Source organism: Caballeronia novacaledonica, assembly GCF_900258035.1.
GTDB classification, from domain to species: domain Bacteria; phylum Pseudomonadota; class Gammaproteobacteria; order Burkholderiales; family Burkholderiaceae; genus Caballeronia; species Caballeronia novacaledonica.
This window is the reverse complement of sequence record NZ_OGTP01000027.1, coordinates 46,279-64,787: the sequence shown is the minus strand read 5'-3', so window position 1 is coordinate 64,787 and position 18,509 is coordinate 46,279. Positions and strand designations below refer to the sequence as shown.

General features: G+C 56.4%; 17 protein-coding genes. 14 read left to right on the top strand and 3 right to left on the bottom strand.

The window, feature by feature from the left end:
• Positions 1-262 precede the first annotated feature (262 nt).
• Positions 263-610: a response regulator transcription factor gene (locus NOV72_RS27335; RefSeq protein ID WP_181291169.1), complete on the bottom strand. Its 348-nt coding sequence runs from the start codon at positions 608-610 to the stop codon at positions 263-265.
• A gap of 308 nt (positions 611-918) precedes the next feature.
• Between NOV72_RS27335 and NOV72_RS27330 the strand changes: the two genes are divergently transcribed.
• From NOV72_RS27330 to NOV72_RS27305, 5 genes are all read left to right on the top strand, one after another.
• The gene (locus tag NOV72_RS27330) at positions 919-1,122 is read left to right on the top strand and encodes a cold-shock protein (protein WP_106857653.1); all 204 of its coding nucleotides are present in this window, start codon (positions 919-921) and stop codon (positions 1,120-1,122) included.
• 1,040 nt (positions 1,123-2,162) lie between these two features.
• Complete coding sequence (locus NOV72_RS27325; protein ID WP_106857652.1) at positions 2,163-2,804, top strand: ParB/Srx family N-terminal domain-containing protein; 642 nt, start codon at positions 2,163-2,165, stop codon at positions 2,802-2,804.
• Positions 2,801-3,064 (top strand): hypothetical protein, encoded by a 264-nt coding sequence (locus NOV72_RS27320; protein WP_106857651.1) that lies wholly within the window; start codon positions 2,801-2,803, stop codon positions 3,062-3,064. The genes NOV72_RS27325 and NOV72_RS27320 overlap by 4 nt, the downstream gene beginning before the upstream one ends.
• A gap of 872 nt (positions 3,065-3,936) precedes the next feature.
• Positions 3,937-4,290 carry a hypothetical protein gene (locus NOV72_RS27310; RefSeq protein ID WP_106857649.1) on the top strand — a complete coding sequence of 118 codons (354 nt, stop codon included), beginning with the start codon at positions 3,937-3,939 and terminating at the stop codon, positions 4,288-4,290.
• 795 nt (positions 4,291-5,085) lie between these two features.
• Positions 5,086-5,562 (top strand): PRC-barrel domain-containing protein, encoded by a 477-nt coding sequence (locus NOV72_RS27305; protein WP_106857648.1) that lies wholly within the window; start codon positions 5,086-5,088, stop codon positions 5,560-5,562.
• A 321-nt stretch (positions 5,563-5,883) separates the two neighbouring features.
• On the opposite strand, the gene NOV72_RS33155 is transcribed toward NOV72_RS27305, so the two are convergent.
• Positions 5,884-6,270 (bottom strand): H-NS family nucleoid-associated regulatory protein, encoded by a 387-nt coding sequence (locus tag NOV72_RS33155; RefSeq protein WP_425428787.1) that lies wholly within the window; start codon positions 6,268-6,270, stop codon positions 5,884-5,886.
• Between the two features lie 401 nt (positions 6,271-6,671).
• On the opposite strand from NOV72_RS33155, the gene NOV72_RS33025 reads away from it, so the two are divergent.
• From NOV72_RS33025 to NOV72_RS27260, 9 genes are all read left to right on the top strand, one after another.
• Entirely contained in the window at positions 6,672-8,339 is a 1,668-nt protein-coding gene (locus NOV72_RS33025) for a GMC oxidoreductase (protein ID WP_106857647.1), read from the top strand.
• A 189-nt stretch (positions 8,340-8,528) separates the two neighbouring features.
• Complete coding sequence (locus NOV72_RS27295; RefSeq protein WP_181291168.1) at positions 8,529-9,677, top strand: ROK family transcriptional regulator; 1,149 nt, start codon at positions 8,529-8,531, stop codon at positions 9,675-9,677.
• A gap of 557 nt (positions 9,678-10,234) precedes the next feature.
• A complete protein-coding gene (locus NOV72_RS27290; protein ID WP_106857645.1) occupies positions 10,235-11,362 on the top strand; it encodes a porin in 1,128 nt (375 codons plus the stop codon).
• 157 nt (positions 11,363-11,519) lie between these two features.
• Entirely contained in the window at positions 11,520-12,803 is a 1,284-nt protein-coding gene (locus NOV72_RS27285) for an MFS transporter (protein ID WP_106857644.1), read from the top strand.
• 89 nt (positions 12,804-12,892) lie between these two features.
• Positions 12,893-13,360 carry a C-glycoside deglycosidase beta subunit domain-containing protein gene (locus NOV72_RS27280; protein WP_106857643.1) on the top strand — a complete coding sequence of 156 codons (468 nt, stop codon included), beginning with the start codon at positions 12,893-12,895 and terminating at the stop codon, positions 13,358-13,360.
• Positions 13,360-14,484, top strand: coding sequence for a sugar phosphate isomerase/epimerase (locus tag NOV72_RS27275; RefSeq protein ID WP_216858896.1), 1,125 nt, complete (start codon positions 13,360-13,362; stop codon positions 14,482-14,484). The genes NOV72_RS27280 and NOV72_RS27275 overlap by 1 nt, the downstream gene beginning before the upstream one ends.
• Position 14,485: 1 nt before the next feature.
• Complete coding sequence (locus tag NOV72_RS27270; RefSeq protein WP_106857642.1) at positions 14,486-15,721, top strand: lactonase family protein; 1,236 nt, start codon at positions 14,486-14,488, stop codon at positions 15,719-15,721.
• Positions 15,722-15,727: 6 nt separating this feature from the next.
• Positions 15,728-16,870: a Gfo/Idh/MocA family protein gene (locus NOV72_RS27265; protein ID WP_106857641.1), complete on the top strand. Its 1,143-nt coding sequence runs from the start codon at positions 15,728-15,730 to the stop codon at positions 16,868-16,870.
• 67 nt (positions 16,871-16,937) lie between these two features.
• A complete protein-coding gene (locus NOV72_RS27260) occupies positions 16,938-17,954 on the top strand; it encodes a sugar phosphate isomerase/epimerase family protein (RefSeq protein ID WP_181291166.1) in 1,017 nt (338 codons plus the stop codon).
• Positions 17,955-17,978: 24 nt separating this feature from the next.
• Here NOV72_RS27260 and NOV72_RS27255 read toward each other — a convergent pair whose 3' ends face one another.
• The gene (locus tag NOV72_RS27255) at positions 17,979-18,416 is read right to left on the bottom strand and encodes a MarR family winged helix-turn-helix transcriptional regulator (protein WP_106857640.1); all 438 of its coding nucleotides are present in this window, start codon (positions 18,414-18,416) and stop codon (positions 17,979-17,981) included.
• Positions 18,417-18,509 lie beyond the last annotated feature (93 nt).

Below are 18,509 nucleotides of genomic sequence, written 5' to 3'. Positions count from 1 at the left end.
TTCGACCTGGAGCATCAACGCATCTTGAGCAGCCTTTCGCTGATTTCACGGCGACGGCCATGCGCGTGCAACGCAGGGAGCAGGCGTCGGATGACCGCGCTGATTCGGCGCAAGAGACGAACAGCGCACTGCGCCATGAAGAGGCACCAGAACCGAATGCATTTCCAGCGCCTACCACGTACGGTCCTTGAGTCACCAGCGACGCGAGTATGCCGACCGTCAATCCTCTTCGGTGTTGTCTGAGGTTCGGCCGCTCGTATGGTTACGGAGCGGCGAGCTGCCGCTGAAGTTCATCGATAGTTATGGGCTTGAGCAGACAGTCGTCAAACACTTCCATCCCGACAGTGCCTCGCAGGTCGTCATAGCCAGTCACGGCAACGAGTCTTGCGGTGCCGGAGGCTCCACTTCTAATCTGGCAGCACACGTCTCGCCCGTCAGCGTCGGGTAGCGTCACATCAAGGAAAATCACTTCGAAGACTTCATCAGAGGTCAGCTTGAGCGCGGTCGCGCCGTCATAGGCGACGGAGGGGTGGTGCCCGAGCGCCAAGGCGATGTCGGAAAATGAGTCGGCGGTCTCTCGATGGTCGTCCACAAATAAGACTCTCGTCATGACATCTCGCATAAACAATCGTTTCGCCGACTACCGCAATGTGCGCAGCTCGGCTCGTAGATTTTACTGCGTTGGCGCCTGCGTGTTTGCTTTCCCGACGACACGGCCAATGTTCGTCGGTGGAACGAGTTTGCGTGCGCTTCAAATCTTCGGGTCGGCTGATGCAGCGACGCCCGCTCGCATGCTTTTTGCGTTACTACCCACCGCCGTGTCTGTTCACGGCCTAACGCAAGCCGACTCGCTGTCTAGGCGAGGACGCGAGGTGCAACGTTGTTCGGCGGAAGTCTCCAACATCGACGAGGTTACAAATGGCGACCGGTACAGTGAAGTGGTTCAATGATGCGAAGGGATTTGGATTTATCAGTCCAGATGACGGCGGAGAAGACCTGTTCGCACACTTTTCCGAAATCAAGGCCGAGGGATTCAAGTCGCTCCAAGAGAACCAGAAAGTAAGCTTTGACGTGAAGATGGGCCCGAAGGGCAAGCAAGCCGCAAATATAAAGCCCGCTTGAAGAGACATTTGCTGGAGCCAAGGCAAATCTTGCGGGCAAGACAGAAGGGCCTCCCTTGGCTCCGTGGCGTTTTCTAGGCCCGGAAGTTCAATCCTAACTCACGCTCAGCCAGAACGAAGTAGTGGCGAAAGTTGTAGACCCACGGTGACCACATCTCGGCGTGGATTTGATTCTCGTTCTTGATGAACACCTCGTCCGCATTGACGCAAGCTTCGACCCCGTCGGAGACACCGCCGCCGATGTCGAGAGCTTCTTTCCACCCATTCGTTGGATGTGGCGCACGCCATGTGCACAGCGCATTCAGCGACGCCGCGGGGCCTAAGGTTGTCGCTCGCCAGTTGGACCAGACCGCGTCCTAGAACTTAACCTGTTTCGCGCAGTGAAACTGTTTCGCCTTTGTTTTCGGTACGGGTTTCTTGGTCAGTGGAGCGAGTTTCTCGAGCTCGCCATAATCATGCTGCCAGTTCCAATCCGTCAACTTTTCAGGCGTACGTGAACAAATGGTCCTTCGGCTGAATTGAGCACAGCGGTATCCCGCGAAACCTCCTTGCTCATTGAGGATGAAATCACAGCTCTACAGCAGCTTCGACGCTGCTTTGAGCCGTTGCTTCTGCGTCTTCATCAGCAGCCGCAGCGCTGCAGCGGTGTTCGCGCCCTCGGGAATGACTCTTGATGCGCTGTAAGAAGGTCGCGGCTGGCGACAACATCCTTCAATCTGCCAAAACGCTTCTGCAACTCAACCCGCAGCTTATGCAATTTGTCGGCGTTCGTCGTGTATCTAAGAGCCGAAGCTTCGTGTACGGTCTCGCTCACCAGAGGACAGCGTACGTAGCGGAGTTCGTTTCCGCTACTGATTTGCGCTCAACTGCACGGTTGCTTTCGTCGGTCGTCACGGCGGTGTCTCCGCTTTTTTTTGGTGGGCTTTTGCATGGGGCAAGATGCATACCCCTTGAGGTCGGACGACGCCGCAAAAGCGGGCTTGATGTTTGCTACTCGTAAGGCAGCCAATCCCGTTTGCATCGGCGTTCCGAGGGGGGCACATGGGGAGCGAAACGAAATCAGATAGTGGGTCCCGGTCCTCCGCGGACTGGGTTCATTGGAGCTTCCTTCGACCGACCCAAGGCGCGATTGGGTACGTTCAGGTCTTGGCGAAAAGAGCCAGCTACTTGGATTTAGCGTCTACAAAAAGACGGTCGTTCGTCGAGCAGCAGGCAATTAAGGTGGTGCGAGGGCCGTCGGATGAATTGCATATCATCGACCATCACCATTGGTCGCGGGCCTGGTTCGACATGGGCCTGCCCGAGGCGCCCGTTCGAATCGCTGAGGACTTCAGCAGCCTGTCGCAAGTCCAATTCCGGGACGAGATGGTGAAGCGTGGCTGGCTTCATCCATTCGACCACTGTGGTCGCAAAATTTCGGTAGAACAATTGCCACGGTCGGTCGCAGAGCTCCCAGACGATGTCTTTCAAAGCATTGCTGCCTTCTTGCGGATGGCTGGCATCTACGATAATCCCGGCGAGTTCAACGCGAAGTTTGCGTGGGCAGACTTTATGAGGAGGCGCATCACCGTTCGCCCGTTAAATGTCGAAGGATTCGCCCTGATGCTTGCGGAAGCGTTCAAAGCGTCCCGGTTGCCCGAAGCAGTCGAGTTGCCAGGCTTTATAAAGGATGCGAGACAATGACTAGACGATATGAGCTCGAAGTTCTAAACGAGGACATTGAACTCGTCGACCAGACAAGCAGCGCGACTATCAGCATGACGTCGAAGGTCGGTGAGAATGGTGTTCGGGTCAGTGTTCTGGAAACAACGGAGGAGGGTCTCGCGGCGCAATGGGCGCACATCCTCGATGGGAATGATAGAGCCTATGTCGCGCGGGTGGTCGATGGCAACGAAGTGCTCTCTGAGCGCTCCGTGCGTGAGCCGAACTGGCGACGTGAGTAGTCACCCGCTTCCCGCGCCTGCTTGCAATGCGGCCGTGCATGGCTCAGTCATCGACTCCGCTGTTGCGTCGCTCCTGCTATCGCTTCTCTAGTTGACCTATAAAAATAGATGCGGTTACGCGGCCCGACGTCAGTCGGGTTATTTCAAACGTTCTAGTCTGTGAGAGCTATCATGTCAGACGCAAACAGTACGCCGAAAGCAGACCCATCAGATACGCCTGTTGCACCGCCTGACATTAAGCCCGGGCCCGCGCCCGGAACACCACCCAACGTGAATCCTATCGAGCCCGGCATGTCGCCCGGCGAAGAACACGAACAAGCTTCGTCGGAATCGACGCCTCCAGATGGCGCGCCATGAGCCGAGTGGTATGCCTCGCCGGACGGCATGGCATTAGTAGGCGTCTACAGTAGTCTAGACGCCTCCCTTAGGCGGCGTTTCTGTTCCTTCTTGAGCAAGCGACGGTTCGCCTCTCCACGCGAGGACCCTTCGTGCGGCGTGTGAGTTCCAGAATGGCGACAATGTTGTTTAATCCACCGAAATGCTTCTGCAACTCCTTAAAGTTTTGAGTGGCTTTCTTGGCCTGCTTGCACGATGCCGGCCGAGAACGAAAGAGCAAATGTGGGTGTTTGGCTCAGAAGTTGCGGCCGACCTCCGAGCAAGATTTCATTTTCTGATAAAGATAGGCTGTTGAAGCGCCGCTCGCGACGCTTCCTTACGGGACGTCAGACCGTCGGACGTCGGGGCGTTTCAAAGGCAAAAGACACCAGGTTTGCCGCAGTGACCGTCTTGGTCCGTCCGCACTTCGTCGACTTGAACTCGGAGTGCCACGTCCTACAATCAAAGCACCGTGGCCACCGCTGGGCAATCTTGACATGGCACTTTCTGTCGACGCTGATTCGCGAGGTAAGGCGGAAAAGCTGACGTTCCTCGTTATCTCACATCTTGCAACTAAATTCGCCTCTGGCGATTGGATGTCGGTCGAGAATACCGTTGAGTCATCCGCGTACTGGGCGGAATCGGTGCAGCGTGATGACGATGTCGTTGGCAGAGTCATGGTGGCGAGTATGGCGCTATCGATTGCGAAAGCCATCGAAGGTGAGACGGGACTGACATTAAATGGAAGCGCCCTAGCGTCTATTTTCGACAGCAATTTGCGGCTCGACTTCGCTTGTGCGTTGACCCGCGACATCTTTAACCGGTGTCTCGGCGTGCTTACTCTCAGGTAACGTCTTCTCGCATAACGCAACGCAATGTCCATGTACCGGGCGGGTACGAGGTACGACGGCTTCAGGGCTACATGAAATGCTGGCGTAATAGCGTCGCCAACCCCGCGCATCCAATTCGTAAGAGGCGACCGTTTCCAATCCAAGTCAAAGGTCTATCTCGGCCGGCAGGGGAAGAAGCCAGATACCTCGTGTGTTGCGGCCCCTTTAGCAATGAAAGCCGCACGGCTCTCTATAGCGCCGGGTCTCTTTGTATCCAAACCGGAATCGGGCCGGAATGTAGCTGGTGCCGACGGACGAGGCTGTCGGACGTCCTTGTATTGTGGGATTCCGACGGAGCGCTTTGCGGTTCCCATCTATTTATTTAAACAGTACATCGCTGCTTAAGGCTTTTTCTCTTTGGGACAGCGACAGCTCTTTTACAAACAAAATGAGCTCTTTCTAAAATCTTTATATACGAACTTTTAACGGGGGCAGTAGGTTCCGATTTGTACCTCGCAGCGAGGCTGGTTGGCCCGGTTAAGCGGCGCGAGGCTCCCGCCTGTGCGTTGCGCGCCTCGCCCGTAACGGCGAAGGCATTCCGCATTTATCTGGACGCCGGTGAAGACCTCGCGGCTTACTCTATCCACGCCCCGGAGCCGACGCGACTACATCGCGTGCATTGAATCATGAAGGTACGTTCGTTGCGCCTATGCCGGTGAGTCTTGCTGCGGTGTACCCGCACGTGGCGAGGTGAGGAGCTAGCCGAGAGTCGCTAGCGCTGACCGATTTGCGGGTTCGACGACCGGGAGTGCAATCATGGCAACGGATGACTTGACAGGTTCTGGCGCTGCAACACAGGGCGGCGCTAACATTGTAGGCGGCGGGGTCGGCGAAGGTCCAGGGCCAAACGTGATGGCGGCATCAACCCTTGAGGACACGACGGTTATCACATCGGATGACGAGGACGTGGGGAAAATCAAAGACATCATGCTGGACGTACCAAGCGGGCGCGTTGCATACGCAGTGCTTTCAAGCGGTGGTTTCCTCGGTATCGGCGACACGTTGCGAGCGATACCATGGAACGCGCTAACGCTCGACACAGACCAGAAGGTTTTCCGCGTCGATATAACGGCCGAGCGTATTAAGAGTGAACCCGGGTTTGACAAAGACCACTGGCCGTCGATGGCCGATGTGAGTTGGGGCTTATCGCTGCATCGGTATTACAACCGTACTCCGTACTGGTCGTCGGCATCAGAGCCGCTATCCGGAAGGCAGGACCCCCTCGACGTTTGAACCAGGCTTCTGTCGGCTGGCTCCGTATCTCGGCACCATGGGAGGCGCAACGAAAATCAGGCGACCTTTGCGCTCGTAGGTCGCCTGTTCAACCGCAACTTTGAAAGCAGCGACAACCGCTAGCAATCCCGGGAACGGGGATGCGATGTAGTTTGCCGGCAGCAAGCATCGGGCGCTACGCACTGTCGCTCTCACAAGTGGACCTAGTAACACCACGAGCCTGCACCGGTCACCAAGCAGCATATGACCATTTCTTGCTCAAAACACAGCTCAGATTTCGCTGCTGCGCCTCTACCAGGCGCGCCGTATGGCATTTTCAATCTAGACCGATGCGGTGGTCACTGGTTCCTGCTTCGACTCTGTCGCCCTCGTCGCAGGCGTGTCCTTGTGCGAAGTCGTTTTGCGAGCAGAAGCCTTTTGGGCAGAGACGAAGGTTCTCTTTACCGAGGTCTTAGTTGCGACTTTTTTTTCTGGCTGCAGTCTTCTTCGATGCCGCTGCTTTCTTGACACCAACTTTCTTGCTCGCAGCGCCGACCTTCCGTGCGGCTTTCGACTCGGTAGTTGAGCCATTCGCCGACGCATCCGACGAGCAGCGGCAGAAGCTTGTTTAATCAGAAACTCGGTTCGGTTATTTGCGGACGCCAGCCATTGGGGAGGAGGGCCGCGGCCGCCCCAGTATGCGTCGGACATTGCATCTCGATACTTCAGAGGTAGCGCACCCTATGATTGCAGTTTGCGGCGGGACTCTTTCCGCTGGAGCCTAGACATCGGCGTCGATTTCCGCCTTCAGAGCGAAACAACGCTGATGCTCTCAGGACCAACAGCTCGCCCAGACGACACACTTTCGCGATACCCATCGCGCCGGCGAGTCAGATTTTCGCAGCAGCGAAGCGCTCGCAAGCCGAATATTCGCCCTTGGTAGGGTGAGGAGCAAAGTTCGGGCGCGTAAATGCAAAACAATACACAAAATGAATAATCGAACCATAATAGTTTCTTAAATCGTTGCAATATCGTTTGATTGCGTGCTATGTTGGCGCCCATGGAGACAGGGCGTGTGCATTTTTGTGTGCGAGTCGCCCTCTTAAAACTGACAGGAAAAGGAAGGCGAGATGGGCAACAAGCACTACGACGCACTGGTCATTGGCTCCGGTGCTGCAGGCAGCTTTGCGGCAAAAGAATTGACCGAGCGTGGGCTCGAGGTTATCGTCCTTGAAGCCGGCCGGAATGTGACACCGGCTGACTTTGAAAGCGATTTCAAAGGGCCGCGAGAGAAGGGCATCCAGCTTTGGGCCCGTGCGAAGGCCGCCGTCACCGGTCAACCGATTCAGTCAAAGGTTGCGCTTTACGGCAAGCAACTTCGTCACCTCTTCGTCAACGACCGGGACAACCCATACACGACGCCGGACGATAGCCCCTTCCTGTGGATTCGCGGCAAACAACTGGGTGGTCGCCTTCATACGTACGGCCGCGTGCTGATGCGATGGTCTGACTACGATTTCAAAGCCGCAAGTCGCGATGGGTTTGGTGAGGACTGGCCGATTTCTTATGCTGACCTCGAGCCCCACTACGGCAAAGTCGAAGAATTTCTCGGCATTTATGGGTGCGCAGACAACGTGCGCAATGTGCCGAACGGCAAGTTCAAAGGCCCTTCGAAGCTCACCGCGACGGAAAAAGAATTCAAGGCTTGCACGGAGACCCGCTGGCCGGAACGCTCCGCAATCGCATGGCGCTACATGCCACCGAACATCAAGCGTATTCCGCAGCCTATACTTGCCGCGAAGGAGACGGGCCGGCTGACAGTCCGGACCGATGCCATCGTTAAGTGCATCACGACGGACCCTTCGAGCGGTAAGGCGACCGGGGCCGAGTTTATTGACCGCGTCACCAAACAGGTTGAGTCGGTCAAAGCAAATGTCGTGGTGGTATGTGCGTCGACGATTGAGTCGTCGCGTTTGTTGTTGAACTCAAAGTCTGCGAAGCACCCCAGCGGCCTTGGAAACAGTTCGGGCGTCCTGGGCAGATACTTCATGGACCAGGTTCCTAGTCTCATCGTGGGCTCTGTTCCAGGCGTAAAGGGCTGGGAGTTGGACGACACCGTTCCAGCTGACCCGTTCTACGGAGTAACGGGCGGGGTCTACATCCCGCGCTACGAGAATCTCGACAAGGTAACGAATTCGGGCTTCGCTCGTGGCTTTGCCTACCAAGGCACGATTGGTCGCCTGTTCTCTCGTGACGACAAGCCCGCTAAGTTCGGGGTTATGGGGTTTGGTGAGATGCTTCCGCATTACCAAAATTCGGTGACTTTGGACGACATGAAAACCGACGCGTGGGGCCTGCCCGTTCCAAAAATCTCCTGTTCAATGACGCAAAACGAAGTTTCGATGCTGAAGGAACAGACACGGGCCATCAAGGAGATGATGGACAACGCTGGTCTAGATGTCGAGTTCAACGGTTCCTCACTCGGACTCGAAGAGTTTGGCAAAGGGGCCTTCCCGGAAGCAGACGCATTTAGTCGTTTGCTGTTTCGCCAGAACTTCACCAAGAGCATGGCCATGGGCGCGGCAATCCATGAAACGGGCGGCGTGCGGATGGGTGCCGACCCGAGCAAGTCGATTCTCAATTCTCACAACCAGTCTTGGGACGTCCCTAACCTATTCGTGACTGATGCGAGTTCCTTCCCATCCGGCGGATGTGCCGGCGCGACCCTGACGGCAATGGCCGTAACAGTGCGAGCATGTGAATACATTGCGGACCAGTACAACGCGGGTCGGCTCTGACCAAGGGGCTTGGAACTAGGCAACCTCAACCCATCCTTCAGTTTTTCGTCGAATTATGAATTATTGAGCGTCTTGAATTCGCTTGATTGTTCAGTTTTCAAACGATAATATGGATGTATGCCTAAAACAAAATCAGACGCCAAGGAAGAGACACCTGTTTCGGCGCGACGTGGGGCGAGGGGAGCTAACGTGCTACTCGTGCTTGACGTGCTGCGTAGCGATGGTCCCTCTTCCCAAGCCGCGCTCGCGCGCCGTACGGGCTTAGCTCCCGCGACGGTCAACAACATCATTCAAGCGCTTCGTGCCGAAGGTATCGCTGACGTCCAGTGGATTAACGGACGGGAAGCCCTCGTCGAGCTGGTTTCGAAGCAGGGCGCCATCGTTTCGATTTCCGTCGGTCCGGACTCGGTCCATGGCTCCGTATTCAACTTTGCTAAGGGCGTGCGCTCAAACGGAGTTCGTGAACTGAAAAAGGAAGACCGCCCTGGCGCCGACCCTACGGCTGCGGTCGAACTGATTCAGTCTCTTGCGCAGAGGGCAGGCGTGGCCGTGACTGACCTCGCAGGCGTCTCTATCGCTATCCAAGCTCCCATTGACCGTCAAACGGGTGCCGTCGCGCCTTGGGCGGCGAATCGTATGCCGCTCTGGCGGAGCGTCTCTATCGCAGAGGCTATTAAGGCCGAAATTGACGTTCCTGTGGTCGTCGACAACGATGCCAACCTCGCCGCCCTGGCCGAGTGGACGTGGGGTACAGGACGAGGCTCAGACTGCTTCCTCTACGTTTCCTGCTCGGTCGGCATCGGAGGTGGACTCATCATTGATGGGAAAATCCACCACGGCGGCAACGGTATGGCGCTGGAAATTGGCCACATCGTCGTTGAACAGACGGGGCCCGTGTGCTTCTGTGGCAGTCGTGGTTGTCTCTCCACATTGGCGTCCGAGCGCTCCATTCTGGCGGCGCTTCAAGGCTCGGAGAGCTCGAAGGATTCCCTCGCAGAGGTCATCGGGAGCGCAAAGGAGGGCGACCCCGCGTGCCAGCGTGTGCTCTATGAGGCAGGCAGAAATCTGGGGCGGGCGCTCGCAAACATGTCGAAGATTTTGGCGCCGAGCATCGTTGCGGTCGGCGGCGTCCTGTCAGACGCAGGCTCGCTCGTCTTCGACAGCCTCCACGCTTCGATTGAAGAAAACAACGTGCCGGCGTTCTGTCCTTCCATCAAATTCAAACAGGCACTGATTTCAGACGCCACGTTGCTCGGTGGTGTCGCCGCCGTCATGTCAGAGCTCGGGCAAGGCGTAAGCGAACTTCCAGCCTGGATGGGGCAAAGCGTCAACCGTTGAAGGTCAGCTTTACAACTCGACTTACATCGCCGTTCCCCTGAACGTATCCCCGCGACAAGGCGGGGATTCCTTTTTGTGGGCTCGCTTATTTCTCACGACGAATCGGGAAAACCCTCCCCATCCGGCTACTTCAGACGAAGTTTAGCGGTTACTGCTTGCTCAATTTTGGAATGATGTAAGGCTTAACCCTTACAAAATCTCAAAAAAACAATTCATAAAATGAACGATTAAAGAAAATAGTTGCGACTATCATTCGGACCATGCTAATTTACACTTCATAGCGAGAGGTGCTGCTGCACCTCCACAAAACACTGGAGTGAGACGCTCTTTCTGCCGCTAGCACGCACGTTATTCAACGATGTCGTGCACGCCGGCAACCCGCGCGCCAACTACTCCCCGTTTCCTGTGCCGCTGTTGAGTACGCGCCTGCGACGGACCACGCGCGTACTAAAGCCAAAAAAGCCCCACTGCAGCCCTCACTTACTAAATCAGTACAACGAACTAACGGCCGCTTAATTTGGCCGAGTAACCCACAAGATATTCAGACGGAGACGCCAATGTTCAATAAGAAGCATTTTGTAATCGGCTCGATGATTGCCGCCGCACTTGCAGTCCCGGAGCTCGCACAAGCTCAGAGTAGCGTGCAGATGTATGGACGAATCGACGCAGGCGTTGAGTGGGTGAATGGTCAGCCGACGGGTCCCAATGCGAATGGCGCACCGACCGGGACAGGGAACCGCTTCTCGCAAGAGAGTGGGGACGGTGGTGTCAGTATGTTTGGCCTGAAGGGCACGGAGGACATTGGTGGTGGTACCAAAGTATTATTCCACCTCGAAATGCAGTTCCTCGCCAACAACGGAACCTTGGCAGGTCCCGGTTTCTTCAACCGTTTCTCAACTGTCGGTGTCTCGAATGACCGCTTCGGAACGCTAACCCTCGGGCACCAACTGTTTATCTCGAACGCTGTGTGGGACTTTGACCCGTTCGGGCAGTCTCCATGGGCTTCGGCGTCGCTAGTACGTGGCCGCAACTGGCCATTCACCAATAACGCTGTGAATTACGACTCTCCGAAATTCGGCGGCTTCGATTTTTCCGCGCAGTACGCGTTGTCGAATTCGACCAGCTGGAACGGCAACGGGACAACCTCAGACGGCCGTAACGACGGTTTCTACGTTACTTACACCAGCGCGGCGTTCCAAGTTCGCGCGCTCTACGATGAAACAAGGAACCCGCAAACTGGCAAGCTGGACGACCCCTTCCAGTATTCACGCGAGTACACCCTCGCAACAAACGTCTTTCTCGGCCCCGTGAAGCTCCAAGCGGCTTACCAAGCTTCGCGGACCTCCGGAATCTCGGCCTTGGGTGCGGGCTTGCCCACCACAACGGACCACATGTGGGCCGGTGTGAACTGGCAGGCGACCGATGCGTTCTCCGTGACCGGTGCGGTCTATCACATCAACGCGAACAACGATGGCGGAAACGCGAACATGTACAGCGTCGGCGCCGCCTACAAGCTCTCGAAGCGGACGGTATTGAGCACTCAGTTTGCCATGGTGCGAAACAGCAGCACCGCCAACTTCTCGCTCTTCGCTATCAACCCGGCAGGCGATTCTGTTGCTACTGGTAACCCGCCAAAGGGTCACAGCCAGTCAGGCGCTTACGTCGGGATGATTCACTACTTCTAAAACCGACCTTCTCGAATCGAACCACGCCCAGCGGCTCGGGCATCCGCATCAACCCGAGGTGCCGCAACTACGTCTTGCAATGAACGTTCGAAAAGTCCATAGTACATGTGAATTAACAATTAAAATCATTCATTAAGTGAATGATTGGAGGCGGATAATGATTCACGCAGGTAGCGGCACCTCGTCAGATTCGTCGTACGCGAACCAAGCTTCACATGCAAAAGCTACATTTCTTCGCCTGAGCATCATGATGCTGCTCGAGTTCATTTTGTTCGGTTCGTGGTTTGCGACACTCGGACTTGTTCTGGCAACCTACAAGCTTCCAGCTATCATCGGGCCAGCCTATTCGTTAAGCGCGGTGGCTGCCGTCGTGTCGCCGGTCTTCCTTGGTGCCATTGGCGACCGTTACCTTTCCTCGCAGAAGCTGCTTGGACTGACGCACTTGCTTGGCGGCGCTCTAATGCTCGCGCTGCCGGCACTCGTCAAAGCGGGCGATGCGAAGATGACGCTCATCGCCATCTTTGCCTACATGCTCTGCTTCCAGCCCACGCTCGGATTGACGAACTCGATTGCGTTTCGCCATCTGGGTAAGAGCGAAAAGGCATTTCCGTACCTTCGAATCTTTGCGACGGTCGGGTGGGTGATTGCTGGCCTGACAGTCGGTGCAATGGGACTGTCTGCTTCAACGGGCGTGTTCACTTTCGCGGCGGTTGTCAGCTTCGTTCTCGGCGTGTATTCCTTTACGCTGCCTTCCACGCCGCCGTCCGCGAAAAACGCGAAGTTCTCCATCGGCGACCTCATTGGCTCGAAGTCTTTCGTCCTCTTCAAGGACAGAAACTTCGCGACGTTGATTTTCTGCGCTTTCCTCACCTCCATATCGCTCGGTGTCTACAACTCGTTTGCGTCCCCATATCTCGGTGCGTTGGGCATTTCGAACGTCGCCGGCGTACTGGCAATTGGGCAAGCCTCCGAGGTCATCTTCATTATCAGCGTGCCATTCGTGCTGCGTAAGCTCGGCCTTAAGTGGGCGCTCCTGTTGGGAATGGGGATGTGGGGCGTTCGATTCATCTTGTTTGCCCTGGCCGCGGAGCATCAACCCAACCTTGCAATCATCGGCGTCGCTCTGCACGGAATCTGCAACGATTTCTTCCTGATTCTCAGCGCGATGTACATTGACCGCATGACCCCGCCAGAGCTGAAGGTACAAGCGCAGAGCTGGCTAATCATGGCTATCTCTGGCTTCGGCAGCGCGGCTGGCTCATACATCTCCGGAACCATCTTCGGGGCTACTGTTGCTCAGCATCCCGAGGCGGGCGCGGCAGCATGGACGTACATCTGGCTTGTTCCGATTGTCGCCGCGGTGGTTACCGCAGTGCTCTGGATTGCGTTCTTCAAACCTTCCAAAGAGCAAGAACCCGTTGAGGCAGATGCCGCTACGTGAGCGGGAAACAGCGTCGTGCGTGCGGGATGGATTGAAATGGAAAACCTCCGTCCGTTTCGCCTTGAACTGAACTTGAACGAGGTTGTGGAATGTTTGAAAATTTTCTGATTCGCCCGGACAGTCTTCGTAACGTTGAGAAGGACGGGAAGGTGATTGGCTTTGAACTCGCCGTGCGGCATGCAAACTATCGCGGCTGCTATCTGTCGTTGCACAACGGCTACTACATCTCGGTGGATGGCACTGAGTACTCGGTGTCTACCCAGTCTTTCGCGGTCAATGGTAAAGCGCCTCGCAGCTTCGATGAGATTCGCACCGCTGTGCATGAGCACTGGGATTACGACGACGAAGGCATCTTGCACGTCGATGCGCCAGGCGGGTTGGCGGAAGGTGAGCATGAGATTCGGTTCCAGCAGTCGGTGCTTGCAGCGTATGGCTACTTACCCACTGACGAAGAGTGGGTGCGCAACCCGCCAAAGCCGGGGTCCGGAGCTGGGTCGGACAAGGCCCCGCAAATCGTTACTTACAGCTTGACATTGAACACGCAGGAGAAGGTTTAATGGCTATCAAACGTGGTGTTTCCCTGTACAGCTTCCAGCAGTCGCAGTTCTTCAAGGAACTCGACTTGGAGGCACAGATTCGCGAGGTTGGCCAAAACCTCCGCGGCGCAGACGGCATCGAAATAATTGACGAGATGTCGTTGCGTTACCCCAACCCGCGCGACGAGTTCCTCAAGCAGTGGTTCGGTTGGATGGAAAAATACGGCACGACGCCGGTAACAATGGACGTCGGAATGGACGTGCTGCAGTTCCGCGACCATGTGATGACGTACGAGGAGTGTGCGGACCGACTTCGTCACGACATCCGTCTCGCAAAGACGCTGGGCTTCAAGAATGTACGTGTCCTCTCCGTCGTTCCCATCGAGATTTTGATTAGCGCGTTACCTCTTGCTGAGTCCCTCGACATCCGCCTCGGCAAGGAGATTCATCAGCCGATGCGCCTGGAGGGCCAACAGGTCACCGAAATCCTGGACTACGTTACGAAGACGGGCACGAGACACCTCGGAATCGTTCCGGACCTCGGCATCTTCCAGACTCGTCCTTCGGAAGCATTGCTGGGCTCGTTTGAGCGCAAGGGTGCCCAGTCTGCCGCCTGCGATGCGTCAGTCGAACTGGCGGAAAAGATTGACGCGGGTGACGTCGATTTCGAGGTCTCGGACTTGATGAACTACACAGCTGGCAACGTGCGGTCGGCGTTCACCCGCTTCCTTAAAACAGGCGAATGTGAAGCGGGCATCGCGACGGTTTTCGGTGCGGTGAAGCGCTTCGCCGATGAACAGATAGAGAACGCGCAGGAGCTCGACTACACTGTCGTGGCCGAAGCACTGATGCTTTCGCGCACGTCCGCAGAGACGCTGCGTCAAATCGCCGGGAGCGTGGTTGGCGTGCACGGCAAGTTCTACAACATGTCCGAAGTCCCTGGCAAACCTGGCCAGTTTCAGGATATCGCTATCGACTACAAGTCCGCAATTTCGGCCTTGAAAGATGGCGGCTTCGACGGATACATCAACTCTGAGTACGAAGGCCAACGCTACTATCAAGACCGTGGTCGCGAGGACATGAAGAGTGAAGTCGACCAGGTGCGCCGGCATCAAGAGATGCTCAGTCGATTGCTGAGTCACTGACATGGCTGCCGATAATGGTCGACCCTCGAAGAAACTGATAGCCTACGTTGGATGCTATGCCACTGCCGGAAGCGGTTCCGGCGGTATTCACGTGCTTGCTGTAAGCCCCGATGGTCGCCACTTGAATGAGACCAGTCGGGTTCTCGAACCACAGCAAGCTGGTTATCTGGTCTACTCGCCGTCGCTGAAGACTTTGTTTTCCGTCGATGAACGAAAGACTGACGGGCGTGGTCCAGTGGGACCGGCCGCGAGCGTACATTCGTTCTCGGTCAACGCCCGCGATGGAAGCCTGAATTGGAAAAACTCGTACCTGGCTCCTGGCCCAATGCCGACCTATCTCTCGTTCAGCGAGTCGAGGCGGCTCTTGGTCACGGCAAATCATGGGGACTTCACGCATGTGGAGCGCGTGATTCAATGGCCTAACGGAGAGTGGGGCACCGAATACGTGTATGACGATTCCACCGTCATTATGTTCCAAGTTGCGGATGATGGAAGGCTCGATGGCATCCGGGACGTGAAAGTGTTGCCAGGGCACGGCAGAGACCCCAACAGCTCTCCGCAGGCTGGTGGACACGCGCAGTCCAGTGCGCATGCTCACTGTGCAACGCTTGACCCGAGCGGTCAATTCATCGTCGTCTGCGATAAGGGCACGGACCAAATCTATGTCTATCGGCTGTCGTCAGAGCTTGTCGAAGTCAGTTCATTCCGCTTCGAAGACGAAATTGGTCCTCGTCATGTTGCCTTCGACGCTTCAACGGGTCGCGCCTTCGTTACATGTGAATTTTCGTCCGAACTTGCTTCGTTCGATTTTGATGCGGCGACGGGCCGTCTGATATTGCTCGATAGGGTGTCGACGGTTGCAGATGCGCATTCGGGACTCAACGAGCCGGCGGATGTCCGCGTTCATCCAGACGGCAAGTTCGTCTATGTGAACAATCGCGGCGAAGACTCAGTTGCGTGGTTCGAGGTGACGCCGACCGGAAGGCTTACCCGACGCGGCCATGTCTCTATAAGCAAGTCCATTCATCCCGGACTCGCTGCACGTTCCTTCGCCTTCGACCCCAGTGGGAGCTTCATGCTCGTTGCCGACCGACCCGCGAATTTGGTTCGGTCCTACTCGGTAGACCGCGAAACGGGAAATCTGCAGGCTTTGAGTGACGCAAGCGTGCGAGACCCGGCGTTCATCGAGTTCGCTGAACTCCCGCTCGCCGGACAAACCCAACCTGCAACGCACTGACCAATCATGCAGCACGAAGACTTATCGCAGGACAGAAACGCCGACTTGCGTGTCGCGATTCTTGGGGCCGGTATGATTGCAGAGGTCCACAGGAGAGCGGCCCTGCTGGCTGGTGCACGTGTTGTCGGTGCTATGGCATCGACGCCGGCGCGTTCGAGAATCGCGGCAGAGCGCTGGAAAACATCACCCATCACGTCCATCAGCGAATTGGTTTCGATAGCTCCAGATGTAGTGCATGTGTGCAGTCCAAACGCGCTACATGCCGAACATGTGGAAGCGGCTATCGAGGTGGGCGCCCACGTCATCTGCGAAAAGCCTCTGGCAGTGGACAGCGCGACTGCGCAGCGGCTTAGCGATTCTGCTAAGAGTCGCGGTCGAATCGCAACTGTCCCGTTCGTCTATCGCTTCCACCCTCTGGTGCGGGAAATCAGGGCACGCGTCGAGGCAGGCGAATTCGGTAGGTGGCAGCTTCTCCATGGCAGTTATTTGCAGGACTGGTTGCTTTCGCCGTTTGCAACGAGCTGGAGAGTTGATTCGTCCACTGGTGGTCCGTCCCGAACGTTCGCTGACATCGGGTCTCACTGGTGTGACTTGATGGAATTCATTACGGGCGAGCGGATAGCGTCGCTTTGCGCGGCAATGACTACCACCGTCGAACAACGGCCCATCACATCGACCGCGACCTTCGCTGGTCAACCGTCTGACTCTGAGATGAGGGCTGTCGACACCGAAGATGCCGCGACGGTAATGTTCCGTACGGGGGCAGGTGTCCTTGGTTCGGTGACGGTCTCGCAAGTTTCGGCCGGTCGCAAAAACAGGTTGTGGTTTGAATTTGACGGCGAAAAGCAGTCCGCCGTGTTCGACCAAGAGAATCCGGAGACGGTCTGGATTGGCACGGAGGACGCTGCACAAATCCTGCATCGGAGCCCGGCGACCGGTTCTGCTGAACAACGACGGCTTTCCTCACTCCCTCCAGGCCATGCCCACGGTTACGCGCAATGCTTCGAGAATTTCGTCGCAGATACCTATGCGACCGTTCGCGGCGAACATCGGGACGGCCTGCCGACGTTCGACGACGGCGTGCGCTCGGCTTTAATTGTGGATGCCGTAGTCGCATCAGCCAAATCTGGCTCATGGGTGACGGTATAGGGCAAAGACACCGCGAAAATCGGCTTAATGCTGAAGTTCGTACTAGCCTTTCGGAAAGGGAGAATCGATGCAAGATACGAAGACACCTGTGACACTCTTCACGGGTCAATGGGCCGACCTTCCGCTCGAAGAGGTTGCGAAGCTTGCTTCTGAGTGGGGATACGACGGCCTGGAGCTGGCATGCTCAGGCGACCACCTTGACGTTTGGCGTGCTGCAGAAGACCAAAAGTACCTTGACAGTCGTCGCCAGATTCTTGAGCGTCACAATCTGCAATTGTTCGCCATCTCAAACCATCTCGCGGGCCAGGCAGTTTGCGACGACCCCATTGATTTCCGACACAAGGCAATCGTCCGGCCGAACGTGTGGGGTGACGGCGACGCAGAAGGAGTGCGCAGTCGGGCAGCAGAGGAAATCAGGCTGACTGCTAAGGTGGCTCGAAAGCTAAACGTCGACACTGTGGTGGGCTTCACTGGCTCGAAGATTTGGCAATATGTGGCGATGTTCCCGCCAGTTCCTGAGTCCGTCGTCGACGCAGGATATGAGGACTTCGCGAAGCGCTGGAATCCCATTCTCGACGTCTTCGATGCGGAGGGAGTTCGCTTTGCACACGAAGTACATCCGAGTGAGATTGCATACGACTACTGGTCAAGCGTGCGAACGTTGGACGCCATCGGCCATCGCAAGGCATTTGGTTTCAATTGGGACCCGTCGCACATGATGTGGCAGAACATCGACCCGGTTGCCTTCATCATTGACTTCAAGGACCGCATCTTTCACGTCGATTGCAAGGACACCCGTCTGCGTCCCAGGAACGGTCGCGCCGGCGTGATGGGCTCGCATCTCTCTTGGGGAGACCCGAGAAGGGGTTGGGACTTTGTTAGCACTGGCCGTGGCGACGTCCCGTGGGAAGACGCCTTCCGCGCGCTTCGCTCTATTGGATATGCGGGACCGATATCGATTGAGTGGGAGGACGCTGGAATGGAGCGCAAGGTCGGCGCGGCAGAAGCAGTGAAATTCGTTCGCTCGCTGCTTTGGGATACGCCGACCTCGCGTTTCGACGCCGCTTTCACCTCCGGAAGCTAAGTCGCGATTCGAGCGGGTCCGAGCCTACTCTTCGGCCGCCAAGTTGTCTCTCACAGTGCTGAGCAATGCCCCGAGCTGCTGCAACTCATCGGCACTCAAACCAGATACAGCCTTCTTGGACAGGCGCTTCGCTTGTTGTCGGAGAGCCGATTCAATCTCTTGTCCCCGCTCGGTCAGCGACAGGCGAACATTGCGCCGGTCTGACGCATCGGCGTTCGCACTGAGCAAGCCTTCCTCACGCAATCGCTTGATAAGCCGCGCGAGCTGGGCCTGGTCACGGCCACTATGCTTGGCAAGCTCCTTCTGAGTCGCTCCCGGGTTGGCCGCAAAAAACCCCAACACTCTTCCGTCCATATGGGTGATTTCGAAAGGGCCGTCACGTAGGAACCGATATTGAAGCGAACGGTACTCGTGCATGACCGTGTGAAGCAAATCGAGGACGTCTTCGGGGACCGTTTTCATGTCTTTTACAGTTCAATGAAAGGCTACCAATCGCTTGACAATGTCATGTATAGTTTTTAGTATACATGACAATATCATTTATCGGATGCGCCG